The 12,309-nt window shown below is 43.0% G+C and carries 12 protein-coding genes; 1 reads left to right on the forward strand and 11 read right to left on the reverse strand.

Annotated features, from left to right (window positions below; all coding sequences use genetic code 11):
- Window positions 1–8: 8 nt before the first annotated feature.
- Both eboE and ABIB50_RS08750 read right to left on the reverse strand, forming a co-directional pair.
- Window positions 9–1,214 carry a metabolite traffic protein EboE gene (gene eboE / locus ABIB50_RS08745; RefSeq protein ID WP_429378994.1) on the reverse strand — a complete coding sequence of 402 codons (1,206 nt, stop codon included), beginning with the start codon at window positions 1,212–1,214 and terminating at the stop codon, window positions 9–11.
- Between the two features lie 178 nt (window positions 1,215–1,392).
- The gene (locus ABIB50_RS08750) at window positions 1,393–2,559 is read right to left on the reverse strand and encodes a 3-dehydroquinate synthase (RefSeq protein WP_429378996.1); all 1,167 of its coding nucleotides are present in this window, start codon (window positions 2,557–2,559) and stop codon (window positions 1,393–1,395) included.
- A gap of 319 nt (window positions 2,560–2,878) precedes the next feature.
- Here ABIB50_RS08750 and tnpA point away from each other — a divergent pair, with 319 nt between their 5' ends.
- On the forward strand, window positions 2,879–3,274 hold the full coding sequence (gene tnpA, locus ABIB50_RS08755; protein ID WP_429379247.1) for an IS200/IS605 family transposase: 396 nt from the start codon (window positions 2,879–2,881) through the stop codon (window positions 3,272–3,274).
- A 531-nt stretch (window positions 3,275–3,805) separates the two neighbouring features.
- On the opposite strand, the gene eboC is transcribed toward tnpA, so the two are convergent.
- The 9 genes from eboC to ABIB50_RS08800 all read right to left on the reverse strand — a co-directional run bounded on the left by eboC (window position 3,806) and on the right by ABIB50_RS08800 (window position 12,295).
- On the reverse strand, window positions 3,806–4,696 hold the full coding sequence (gene eboC / locus ABIB50_RS08760) for a UbiA-like protein EboC (protein ID WP_429378998.1): 891 nt from the start codon (window positions 4,694–4,696) through the stop codon (window positions 3,806–3,808).
- Window positions 4,697–4,698: 2 nt separating this feature from the next.
- Window positions 4,699–5,685: a TatD family hydrolase gene (locus tag ABIB50_RS08765; protein WP_429379000.1), complete on the reverse strand. Its 987-nt coding sequence runs from the start codon at window positions 5,683–5,685 to the stop codon at window positions 4,699–4,701.
- Window positions 5,686–5,697: 12 nt separating this feature from the next.
- On the reverse strand, window positions 5,698–6,531 hold the full coding sequence (locus ABIB50_RS08770; protein ID WP_429379002.1) for an EboA domain-containing protein: 834 nt from the start codon (window positions 6,529–6,531) through the stop codon (window positions 5,698–5,700).
- A 1-nt stretch (window position 6,532) separates the two neighbouring features.
- Entirely contained in the window at window positions 6,533–6,910 is a 378-nt protein-coding gene (locus ABIB50_RS08775; protein ID WP_429379003.1) for a transmembrane 220 family protein, read from the reverse strand.
- A gap of 144 nt (window positions 6,911–7,054) precedes the next feature.
- Complete coding sequence (gene cfa, locus ABIB50_RS08780; protein ID WP_429379005.1) at window positions 7,055–8,170, reverse strand: cyclopropane fatty acyl phospholipid synthase; 1,116 nt, start codon at window positions 8,168–8,170, stop codon at window positions 7,055–7,057.
- 9 nt (window positions 8,171–8,179) lie between these two features.
- Window positions 8,180–9,571, reverse strand: coding sequence for a voltage-gated chloride channel family protein (locus ABIB50_RS08785; protein ID WP_429379007.1), 1,392 nt, complete (start codon window positions 9,569–9,571; stop codon window positions 8,180–8,182).
- A gap of 22 nt (window positions 9,572–9,593) precedes the next feature.
- Window positions 9,594–10,967, reverse strand: a complete 1,374-nt coding sequence (locus ABIB50_RS08790) for a chloride channel protein (RefSeq protein WP_429379009.1) — start codon at window positions 10,965–10,967, stop codon at window positions 9,594–9,596.
- 181 nt (window positions 10,968–11,148) lie between these two features.
- The gene (locus tag ABIB50_RS08795) at window positions 11,149–11,340 is read right to left on the reverse strand and encodes a hypothetical protein (RefSeq protein WP_429379011.1); all 192 of its coding nucleotides are present in this window, start codon (window positions 11,338–11,340) and stop codon (window positions 11,149–11,151) included.
- A 127-nt stretch (window positions 11,341–11,467) separates the two neighbouring features.
- Window positions 11,468–12,295, reverse strand: a complete 828-nt coding sequence (locus ABIB50_RS08800) for an N-acetylmuramoyl-L-alanine amidase family protein (protein ID WP_429379013.1) — start codon at window positions 12,293–12,295, stop codon at window positions 11,468–11,470.
- Window positions 12,296–12,309: the final 14 nt, after the last annotated feature.

Here is a 12,309-nt window from a genome sequence, read left to right on the forward strand (position 1 = left end):
GGTTTTTATCAATATTGTTCTTTCACCCAGTTCAACTCACGCGCTATCGAGTCGCCAATAGGTAGTTTTTTCGCATCAGGCAATACGCCCCAGGTATACGTTTCTACCTCCAGGTGATTGGTAAATGGCTTATCTTTTTGAATGCGCAACACCTCAACAATATCCGACTGGGTGGATTGCACCAACCCATATTCCTCCATAAATATCGGCACATGAAAATGCGCCCGCCATTGTTTTACCAGCAGGTTTTCAATATCAGCCAAAGCTTCAGGCAGATCGGGGTAACGCAGTAACCTGCCATTTACCATTTTAGCTACAACCTGGTGCAGGTAGGTTGTCTCATCAAATTTTTCAAAAGCTTCTTTTATCGGCTCGCGCAAGTTTATATCGTCGGGCAAAGCAGCATTCAATGCCGCGCTGATCTGGATCTTGCCAACCTTTAATCCTTTTGCTGTCAGCTCGTCTATTACTTGTTGATGTGGCTCGTAACCTATCGCAAAGTGGCAAACATCATAACATAACGCAATATGATCTTTTATTAGTTGTTCTGCCTCATCCGTTTCAATATTAAACCTCGTTGCAATGCTTTCACGGCCTATGGGCAGTAATTCATTTTCGTACCAGTCGATAAATTCACGGCCGGTTTCTAAAACACCATCAGGCTCGGGTTCTATATCCAGGTGCATTACTACACCTGTGGCGCGGCGCAACCTTATCAGTTCGCCGGCTACTAAAAGGATATTGCTTGTGGCTTTGTCCCTGGCGTCCTGCAGCTCCTTCGCGTTATTATGCCAGTATTTATAGCTTAATGGCGAGGTTGAGATCCCGCCATCCATGCCTTTCGGCAATAAGCTCAGCAGGATATGAAACGTGCGGATAGTATAATCAAGGCGTGCTTTTGTTGTCCAGTCGGGCGCGTGCACCTGGTCCTTAACCGCAGTATTATGGAACTCTCCGTACGGGAAACCATTCATGGTAAACACATAGGCGTCATTCTCTTTCAACCATTGTGTAAACTGGAACAGGCTTTCCGCTTTTTCCAGGTCGGCGCTGGCCCTGTTTGATAAGCGCAACCCAATGCCCATTGGTTTATCCGGCGATACCTGTTGTTTTATGCCTGGAAAATTTTGTTTTAAGGCAGCAAAATGCGCGGGCCAGGATTCCCCGGGATGGATATTTGTACAATAAGTTAAATGTCCGGTCGCTAATTGCATGGTTCTTTCTATTTAGGCGGCGATTACTCACCCGGTCTTTGCTTCGCTCAACCACCCTCTCTTCGCCTTCGGCGGAAAGAGGGGTCTTTCTTTAATAATTTTTTGCCCTCTTTACCGCTTGCGGAAGAGAGGGCCGACCAGCGCAGCGTAGTCGGGGTGAGTCGACGCGCGCGTTCTGTTACGCCATACTAATTGGCGAATACTCATTTCTCAATACCTCACCGGCTTTCTTTATCAACCCGGCATCCATTTCATGCACTTCTATGCCTTCGCCAATTTTGTTAAGCAGCATAATGGTTAGTTCGCCACCCAAATGCTCCCTGAACTCTTGCAAACCTATTAATATCGGGCTCTCATTGCCGGTAACTTCCAGCAACGGGTGAGTGATCTCGAAGCCTATCTTCTTAATTAAGTTAACAATGCGGTGTGCCTCATCTGTTGATAAACGCCCGGATAAGTTGGAATAAACCGTATCTAACGCTATCCCCATAGCAACGGCTTCGCCATGCAATACTTTAAAGTTAGTTAATTGTTCCAGCTTATGCGCACTCCAATGCCCAAAATCCAACGGGCGGGATGATCCCTTTTCGAACGGATCAAGGCCGGCTATATGGTTAAGGTGCAGTTCGGCGCAGCGTTTTATCAGGTATTTCATGGTTTCCATATCGCGGGCCACCAGGGCAGCGGCGTTATTTTCTAACCATTCAAAGAAAGTGGCGTCTTTTATCAGCGATACCTTTATCGCTTCGGAGATCCCCGAACGGTAATCGCGGTTGGTTAACGTCAGTAAAAACTGATCGTCATTAAAAACAGCTACCGGCGGGGCAAACGTGCCCAGGAAATTCTTTTTGCCAAAATAGTTAATGCTGTTTTTCACCCCAACGCCCGAGTCGTTTTGCGATAATACGGTAGTTGGGATACGGATATGTTTTACCCCGCGATGCGAAACAGCCGCGGCATAACCCACCATATCCAGTAACGAGCCGCCACCAATAGCAGCTACATAACTATGGCGATCAATACTATATTGATTGATGATGTCAAGCAAGCGGCTAAAATGGCTCTCGTCGTTTTTAACGGTTTCGCCGCCGGGCATTAGTATAATTTCGGGGATGAGTTGTGCTGCTTTATGGATGGCAAAATAGGCGTGAATTTTATCAGTAAGCCCGGGGTTAGCATTCAATACATCCTTATCAACTACGAACAGTATTTTCTTTACTGATGCCGAAGTAGCGTCGGCACTTAAAAAACTATTAAATCCGTCGTTGGCCAGGTTAAATAACCCGGTGGTAAAAAAGACCTTGTACTCAAACCTTACACTAAATGCCTGCTGTAAATATTCCATATCAAATAGCGAATATCTAAAACATAAAATTAATATCCCCTATATATCAAAAATTTGACGGAAATATTGAGGTAGGATTAAAGGAGGTTAACGTTTGTACCGTATAATAGCAGCTGGCTCCTCCGGAGCAGACAATTTGCAAATCAACGGCTCCATAGGAGCAACGTGTTTATAGAACACAATAAAGAAGGTTGGGCTCCATAGGAGCTTCCTATTCGATCTATGTCCAAAAGTTTATATATTAGCTAAACTATGGCCAATACCTTTTCACAAAAGGTACCTCCAGTTTGTTTTTGCTGTACAAAATCGGCAAAATCTAATCCCAAAAGAACATAAAGAAGAATTGCATAAATATATTACTGCACTTGTACAAAACAGAAAGGCAAAAATGTTGGCTGTTAACTGTATGCCGGATCATGTTCATTTATTTGTCGGGTTTAAGCCGACGATTGCTATCTCTGATTTCGTAAAAGAAATAAAAGTAGAAAGTAATGAGTTTATCAATAGCAAAAATTGGATAAAAGGCAAGTTTAATTGGCAAGAAGGATATGGTGTATTTTCTTATTCTCAATCGCATATTGATACGGTGATTAAATATGTTCTAAATCAAGAAGCACATCATCAAAAGAAAACATTCAGACAAGAGTATTTAGGTCTTTTAGAAAAGTTTGAAATACCATTCGAGGAAAGGTTCCTGTTTCATTTTATCGAATAGCAATTGTTATCAATAGGAGGCTCCTATGGAGCCAATTATGGGGTGATGCTATTTCTATAAACAGGGTGCTCCTCCGGAGCTAGAGCGCGGATATTAAAAGACTCTTATGGAGCCAATTACGGATGCTGACTATAAACCGGATGCTCATCCGGAGCTAGAGCGCGGATATTAAAAGACTCTTATGGAGCCAATTACGGGTGCTGACTATAAACCGGGTGCTCATCCGGAGCTAGAGCGCGGATATTAAAAGACTCTTATGGAGCCAATTACGGGTGCTGACTATAAACAGGGTGCTCATCCGGAGCTAGAGCGCGGATATTAAAAGACTCTTATGGAGCCAATTACGGGTGCTTACTATAAACCGGGTGCTCATCCGGAGCTAGAGCGCGGATGCAAAGGTTCCTATGGATCCAATAGACGTTATATTAACAGATGTCCGATAGTGCAATAAAAGGCTCCTATGGAGCCACGTGTTTATAGACACAATAACAAGATAGGCTGGCTCCATTAGGAGCCTCCTTTCTGCGTGACTTACGTTACCGCAAACATCTTAGCAAACCGCATAGATACCGACAGCAAACAAGCAATAAATATAGCTGCCCACATCCCGCCAAAGGCGGCGGCCCAGGCGGCATCCATTAATATTAATGATATTACTCCGGCTTTAACTGCTTTTCCAATGTTGGGACCTATGGGGTTTTGGATGGCATTATATAAAGGCCAGTATATCATCCCCGCAAACGGCACCAGGAATATTACAGCTTCTGATTGCTGCTGGCTTATGGCAAAGTAAAGTATGGCGCAAATTACAATGGCATACAGTACGCCGCCAATATATAAATTACGCTTATTACCGCCATGCACTTCGCCCTGGCTTATCATGGTGATAGAGAAAATGTAGATAATGGGCACAACAGCCAGGTAATAAAACTGCGTAAGCATGGGCACAGAAACACTAATGCCCAACAATAAATTTAACCCCCGGCATAACCCCATATTAAGCGGACCAATAAACTTGATATGCTTGCTGATCTTATTATATAATAACGCGAAAAATGCGATCGCTACGGCGATTACCCCGGCGTGGTTACTGTACGAGAAAGCAAAACCAATACCCCATAATAACAGGAAAGTCCCTAAAAATGATGCCTCTTTTAAGCTAACCAATCCGCTGGGGATGGCGCGTTCGGGGCGCTCTATCTTATCAAGTTCGGCATCGAAAACATCATTAAAAACAATGCCACCACCATACAGGCCAATGGTTGACAGGCAAAGCAGCACAACAGGATAAAAGCTGTTTGCAGTAAATGTTAGGTGATAAAAATAACCGGATATAGCTATGCCTGCCAGCACATCGGCAACCGAGGTTACGATATTTGCCGGGCGCATCAGCCTTAAATAAACGGTTAGTTTGCCTGCCATGTTTAGCTTATTATGATGGATGACTTATCAATGCGTGGTTGTTGGCCGCCGCGTAAAATGGTATTGCCTTCAAATTTCTGGCTTTGGTCGATAGCGTTACCGGTCGATGCGAAATCAGCTTCATCTATCTGCCCGCTTTGCGCGAATGCTGTGATGGCGTTGCGATAGGTGATCAGTTCGATATCAGCATCGCTGATACCTCTTATCTTCATTAAGGCGGCGGTTTTTGGCACAGCTAACGGATCGCTGATACCCCAGTCGGCAGCCGAGTTTACCATAATATGTTCGGGGCCGTATTGTTTGGCAATCTCCACCATCCGCTCGTTACCCATTTTGGTGAACGGATAGATGGTAAACGCCGCCCAGAAACCACGGTCTAAAACGTCTTTAACAGTCTCCTCGTTGTTATGGTCGACAATAACCATGCGCGGGTCAAGGCCATGTTCGATGGCTATGTCCATACTGCGTTTGGTGCCGCCTTTTTTGTCGCGGTGCGGGGTGTGGATCTGTACCGGCAGGCCAGCTTCTTTAGCCAACTCCAGTTGAGCACGGTAATATTTTTCTTCGGCAGGGGTTTGGTCGTCAAAGCCAATTTCGCCAATGCCTACTACGCCTTCTTTGTAGATGAACAGCGGCAAGATCTCCATTACCTGCTCGGCTAAAGCTTCGTTATTGGCTTCGCGCGAGTTTAGGCCGATGGTGCAATAATGCTTAATACCAAACTGCGACGAACGGAAACGCTCCCAGCCTATCAGGCTGCTATAATAATCGCGGAAGGTATCAATACCCGTGCGCGGCTGTCCCAGCCAAAAAGCGGGCTCTATAAGCGCCACTACACCGGCGTCGGCCATGGCCTGGTAATCGTCCGTGGTGCGCGATGTCATGTGCACATGCGGATCAAAAAACTTCATGCCTTTTATGCCGTCCAAACTAACCGGGGGCGAAAGCGGTTCATTCTTAACTTCTTCAAACGAATGGGTACAACACATATCTTTCTGTATTTATTGGCCGGTTAATGTATCCCAGCTTAAGTTCTTATTTGCTATCGCTGTTTCCAGCTCGGGGTATTTATTTAATAACGCTTTTGCCGCGGGGTAGTTTGATGCAGCTATAGCTAATGCGCCGGCTTTTCGGTCGGTTAGTTTACCGTCATCAAATAAGCGTTTGATATCTTCAAACAACTTCTCATCTATAAACGGACCAACTAATCGCCATAAGCTTGGGTTAACCTCTCGGCCTGCGGCCCAGCGTTCATGTGCGTAGTCGCTTAGTATGTAGGCTAAATCTTTATTGGCACGGGCATCTAACCCTGTTACTTTGCCTATCTGCTTATCGGTAAAGAAAGCTTTTAAAACTAACTGGTTCCACGCGCTTTGATCGAGATTTTGTGATGGATACGGATTACCGTACATAATAGCCTCCAACACATCACCGATATTACTGCGGATACCTTCTGAGCATCGCTTTACCCATAACTCCGGGTAAGCTAATAATGGCAGGGTTGAATATAAGGCAACCTGTTCACCCATCTCAGCGGCCAGGAATAAGGTTTCTATTGATTTAAAGTACGCATCCTTATCCGACGGGTCTAAATTCATCAGCAAATAAGCACGGCCCAAACGGTCAACCGTCCAGCCAACGACAGAAAATCCCGGGATAGCTTCAGCAATTTGTTGGGATTGTTCTGGCGTGCTATTAATGATCGCCTTTCCTGTTTTACGGGGCAACAGCATGAACGCCGAGTTTAATGGGCGCTCTTCTTCCAGCCAGGCCAATACTTCGGGTGTGGTATTAGCTTGTAATATTTCTTTTAATATTGACTTTATCTCTTTCACTTTATTTATACATCACCACAAAATAATCAATAATCAACGCGCCCGATATGATCAACAATCCAAAAAATTCACGGGTGTTTTCAATAAAAGGCTTTTCGGCCTGCATGGTTTCTACCAGGCTTGGTTTGTTATACTTTACTATCCAATCGCGCACACCGTCCTTCTCAAAGAAAAGCTTAACCGCGTAGATCAGGTAAAAGGTCGTCAATCCTATATATAAATTAGGGTAATACATACCAAAACAAGCTAAGCCACAGCAGGCAGCGACAGCTACGTATATGGGCACCCATAAGTACCAGTCGATATCGTTTAAATTAAGGTAAGCAAATACCAGGAACGACAAGCAAAATATCACATTTATAATAATGAAGGCAATCATAACAAATTAATTTTTTGTAAAAGTACAATCAGGTTTTATTGCGATAAATGACCAAGGTCACACAACGAGTGGTAAATTTACTTTACTAACGTGTAATTGCGTTATTTAAATGCAAAGTTTATGTAAAATTTTAGGTGTGGCTATTTACCGAACCGATTTATACATACCCAAATTAGCAGGTTTGGTTAACACAATCTGCCAAAGGTGATTTTTCTTAGACCGGAACGACGCCGCACTACAACTTAGGTAATAGCGCCACATGCGATAAAAAGTTCCATCGTAATTATCTTTTATGCTGTCCCAATTATCCTCGAACTTTTTGAGCCATGCCATAAGGGTAGGATCATAGTCCGGGCCGAAATTATGCCAGTCTTCTAAAACAAGAAGCCCTTTCCAAGCGTCGCTTAACTGGCCCGCAGATGGCAGCATCCCGTTAGGGAATATATATTTATCTATCCATGGGTCAGTAATTTTTGTAGGATAGTTACCGCCGATGGTATGGATCAGCGCTATGCCGTCATCAGTTAAATTTTTTGCTACTGTTTCCATTAACGCGCGGTAATTACGATACCCGATATGTTCTGTCATGGCAATCACCGCTATCCTGTCAAACTTATCATCCAGGTCGCGATAGTCATGCACCCTTATCTCAACCGGCAGGCCCTCATTAACTTTACGGGCAACTACAGCTTGCTCCTCAGATATTGTTAAACCAACCACCGTTACGCCATATTTTTCAGCGGCAAAATTTGCCAGCCCGCCCCAGCCACAGCCCATATCCAGCATACGCATACCCGGTTCCAATTTCAGTTTGCGGCATATCAGGTCAAGCTTGGCATCCTGCGATTCGTCAAGCGTAGTAGCGGTTTCCCAATAACCACACGAGTATAACATGCGTTTATCAAGCGTTGCTTCAAAAACATCATCCATCAAATCATAATGCCTGCGCACCACCTCTTTGGCCCGGTCTTTGGTTTGCATATTAAGGAATTTAGACTTGAGGAAGTAAAAGAGCGTATTAAGGTCCTGGGGGATCATTTTATCAACCCGGTGATACTGGATCCTGAAAAACAGTTCATCCAGCGCTTCGCAGTCCCACCAGCCATCCATATAAGATTCGCCTAAACCAATGGAACCACTGCTTAAAATACGGTCATATAGTTTTTCATTATGTACCTGCATATCCCAGGGGTTATTCCCATTTACGGCAATACCGCCAGACGCTAACATGTTTGTGATAAGTTGTTTAGATGAACCCATGTATACTTCCTATTTTTTCTTTTTTGATATTCTGTATTTAGCCAGCCTGCGGCCCATATATTTTTGCCTTTTCTGCTCGGCTTCGGCTATACTTTCAACTTGCAAATTGTCGTCAAATATTTTTGGTATCGCAATACGCTGCGCACTGTAAATACCTGATTCGCCGCTAAAAAAGTAAGCAGTGAAACATGCTACAGCAAAAAACAAGGCATACTCGCTGCCAAATAGTTCCACCCCCATAAACGTACTTGCCAGCGGGGTATTTGTTGCCCCTGCAAATACCGCAATAAAACCCAAAGCCGCAAACAGGCTAACGGGCGCATTCATCAACCCGGATAATGTATTACCTAACGTTGCGCCAATATAAAACAGCGGTGTAACCTCGCCGCCCTTAAAGCCCGAGCCAAGTGTTATAGTAGTATAAATAGTTTTCCATAACCAGCTCCAGGTATCAGCACCGCCCGCATTAAAGGCAGAAGGAATAGTTACAGCACCATGATATTCTGCATCTACACCCAAGCTTAGGTAATCGGGTTTGCCAATAGCAAAAGTTAATGCAATGATGATTAAACCACCTATTGCAGGTATGGCCCATTTTGGGTAAATATATTTATTGAAGACTTTTTTAACACCATGCACAGCTTTTTCAAATAGCATACTTGCCAACCCAAATGCTACCGAGGCTATAATAATCTTAATTAACAACCCCAGGTCTATCCGCATATATGGTGCAAATAATAAAGCGTTTGCCTTAACAATAACAATGTGATAAACGGTGTGATGTATTCCCCATCCGGAAACAGTAATGTCACCAATAATACCGGCAACCAAACAAGGTATTAAGGATGTATATTGTATGCGGCCTAATGTTAAAACTTCAATTGCAAAAATGGCGCCTGCCAACGGGGTGCCAAATACCGCACCAAAACCGGCTGCTATGCCGGCAGTTAAAATAACACGGGTGTCAACTTCATTTAATTTAAACCAATAACTAAACACTTGCGCAATGCTGCCGCCCATTTGTACAGCAGTCCCCTCTCTGCCTGCCGAACCGCCAAATAAATGTGTAACAACGGTAGTTAATAAAACCAGGGGTGTCATCCGTTTAGGCACACCGCCGCCAGCTTCATGGATCTCATCGATAATAAGGTTATTCCCTTTTTCAGCGTTTTTGCCGTATAAATTATACGCAAAATAAATAGCGATACCAGCCAGGGGTAGCAAATACAAAAGCCAGGGGTGAGCAAATCGGAAATGAATAGCCCATGTTAACAGCCATAAAAATAAAGCTACCAAACTACCAATAACAAATGCAACCGGCAGTATGATAACCGTCCATCGCACCAGGTGCTTAAAAACGGTGAAATGCTTTTTAACTGATAAATGTTCGCTAACTGGCATGGTTACATATCAAACGGGTTTACTAATTTACCTGTTCTGTCATCTCTGTTTGTTGGGGCGTATTTAATTCTTTAACGTACTGTTTTTTAAGATGGTCATACAAAGAATGTTTATCAATAATAATTGACACTAAACTCGCTATCATTCCGGCAAGTATCAAGTGAAATATCACGTTATGGCGATTAGTCATTTCAAGCACCAATATTACAGATGTAAAAGGCGACCTGGTGACGCCAGTTAAAAAGCCAACCATCCCCGATAAAATCAGCATATTGGTGTCAATGTCAGACACATTAAACCAACTGGCAACCAAAGAGCCCACGCTTGCACCCGCGCCTAAAGCGGGTGCAAAAATACCCCCGGAAGCACCGGTGGTGAATGATAGTAAAGGACCAGCTATTCTTAATATCGGTGTATACCATTTAACATATTTATCCGCTGTAAACAGCGTTTTTTGCATAATATCTTTACCTGATCCTAATGCTTCCTGGCTTACAAAATAAGCTAAAGAAACAAGTATCAATGAACAAGCTACCACATATAAAATATGATTATATGAAAACTTGAACTTAGCTTTCCAATCAAAAATTATCAAAATTATTTTTGACATCCCGCTGCCCAATAAGCCAGAAATAGCCGCTACAAGCGCCACGCCGAAAAATATTGAACCTGACAATCCATCAAGTTTAGGATAACCAAGATATAAATATGGCCCTAAAAGGGCCTGGGCTGAAAGACCGGCAATTATAACTGAAGAAAATATTGCCGTTTTGTAGTAACTGAAATGTGTTTTTGTGAGCTCCTCTATCGCGAAAACGATACCACCAAGCGGAGTATTAAAGGCAGCTGCAAGGCCTGCCGCGGCCCCTGTAATTATCATGTTTTTTTTAGGCACCTTAGGCCACCAGGTTGGCAAAATCTGATATACAAATTTATATATCGATGCCGAAATTTGTATAGTTGGGCCCTCCCGACCAATTGCACCGCCGCCAATTGCCATAACAAGGCTTGACAATACCTTAATTAAAATAATGCGTAACCCTAAAAGCTTATCAACTATATTACTGTTTTTGGGCGATGATATTTCAATAGCCGCCATAACTTGCGGGATACCGCTCCCTCTTGAATAAGGCGCGAAACGATGAACCAGCCACCAGGCCAGTAAAAAACAAATTGGAGACAGTATAAAAAGTAACCAGGCGTGTTGGTTAAAAACATATGCGGTTAAATGCTCGGCTTCTACAAATAATTTAGTGTACAATACCGCAAAAAGCCCTGTAATTATAGAAGCAATCCAAAAGGGAATAGCTTGTAACGCGCTTTTCTTTAAATCTTCATTTTTTATCCGATCAAAAGATCTTTTTAATTTTATACGAAACCAATTTACAATTTTCATTAATAGGATATATGATATACCGTACAATCACATTAGGTCGGTATAATTTAAGTAATGTCAACTAATTATGACAGCGATGTATAGTGCAATATTTCAAATATAGGAAAATGTACTACGAATAACATAATTTAAACCCTTTATCAAAATAGCTATGCTTACCCATCTTCACGCGTTTGCATAATTAGACAGTGTAATACTTCTTAATTAACGCGGTAACCTTATGGCGTATATGGGTTGATATGTTTTTCTCCCAATGTATTTTATAGGTACCATCTTCTCTTTTGGTAACGGTAAAATAATCTTTCAGATCACCGTTTATCTCGCTGGCGTTGTTTATCCCTATTTGGGCAAGGGCCTTATCAAATTCTTCCATATTGTGGTTGTTTTTATGTCTATCGGCTAAGCCTCACCTAAATCCTCTCCAAAGGAGAGGACTTCGATGCATACTTTTAATATTTTTTGAAAGCCACTCTCCTTTGGAGAGGGGTTGGGGTGAGTCTTTACTTCACCGTTATTTTATCTTTATATTGTTTAAGCGAATTAACTACTACCTGCACTATTTCATCCTGGCCCGCGTCTGACATTAAATAGTCCTCGTCTACCGGGTTATTAATAAAACCGGTTTCTATCATTACTGCAGGCATGGCGCTATGGTCAAGTACTAATATTACCTGCTCTTTAACGCCGATAGTTTGGCGCCCCTCGCTTTTAAATTCCTGGTTAAGCAAATCGCCAAAAAGGATACTTTGCTTGCGGTACTTCTGCAGGTACGCATTTATCAGGATCTGGTTTACCGGGTCATCCGCATTATATCCCTGATATTTGGTTTTGTAATCTTTCTCAAAAGTAATAGCCGAGTTCTCGCGGATTGCTTCCACCTGTTTATTAACCCGGTTATAGCCATAAACCAGTATCATAGTACCTTTTTGTTTATGTGAGCTATAGCCAGTCCCTTCGGGCGATGAGTTGCAATGGATAGAAATAAACAAATTACCATTATGTTCGTTGGCTATTCCGGCCCGCCTGTCTAACGGAATAAAAGTATCATCGCTCCGCGTCATTACCGTAATAATAGCGGGCATTTGCTCCTGTATGGCTGCTCTTAATTTTTTGGCGATGGATAAAGCAATTGTTTTTTCATTGGTGTTCAGTCCATGCGTACCCGGGTCCTTGCCGCCATGCCCGGCATCAATAATAACCGTTTTAAAGCGGAATGTGCTTTTTTTTGAAGTATCCTGTTTAGCGGTAAATGAGCTTAGCGATATAATGAGGGCCAGCAGCGTGCTGTTTAGCGAAACCAACTGCAGGCTCTTAAGGGGTTTATTCATTTAACAGGCCTATA

It is taken from the genome of Mucilaginibacter sp. UYCu711, from assembly GCF_050433825.1.
Taxonomy (GTDB): Bacteria; Bacteroidota; Bacteroidia; order Sphingobacteriales; family Sphingobacteriaceae; genus Mucilaginibacter.

Excerpts from the sequence above, each read along its gene's own strand:
- eboE (WP_429378994.1), bottom strand. The coding sequence starts at position 1,214 with ATGCAATTAGCGACCGGACATTTAACTTATTGTACAAATATCCATCCC.
- ABIB50_RS08750 (WP_429378996.1), bottom strand. The coding sequence starts at position 2,559 with ATGGAATATTTACAGCAGGCATTTAGTGTAAGGTTTGAGTACAAGGTC.
- eboC (WP_429378998.1), bottom strand. The coding sequence starts at position 4,696 with ATGGCAGGCAAACTAACCGTTTATTTAAGGCTGATGCGCCCGGCAAAT.
- ABIB50_RS08765 (WP_429379000.1), bottom strand. The coding sequence starts at position 5,685 with ATGTGTTGTACCCATTCGTTTGAAGAAGTTAAGAATGAACCGCTTTCG.
- ABIB50_RS08775 (WP_429379003.1), bottom strand. The coding sequence starts at position 6,910 with ATGATTGCCTTCATTATTATAAATGTGATATTTTGCTTGTCGTTCCTG.
- cfa (WP_429379005.1), bottom strand. The coding sequence starts at position 8,170 with ATGGGTTCATCTAAACAACTTATCACAAACATGTTAGCGTCTGGCGGT.
- ABIB50_RS08785 (WP_429379007.1), bottom strand. The coding sequence starts at position 9,571 with ATGCCAGTTAGCGAACATTTATCAGTTAAAAAGCATTTCACCGTTTTT.
- ABIB50_RS08790 (WP_429379009.1), bottom strand. The coding sequence starts at position 10,967 with ATGAAAATTGTAAATTGGTTTCGTATAAAATTAAAAAGATCTTTTGAT.
- ABIB50_RS08795 (WP_429379011.1), bottom strand. The coding sequence starts at position 11,340 with ATGGAAGAATTTGATAAGGCCCTTGCCCAAATAGGGATAAACAACGCC.
- ABIB50_RS08800 (WP_429379013.1), bottom strand. The coding sequence starts at position 12,295 with ATGAATAAACCCCTTAAGAGCCTGCAGTTGGTTTCGCTAAACAGCACG.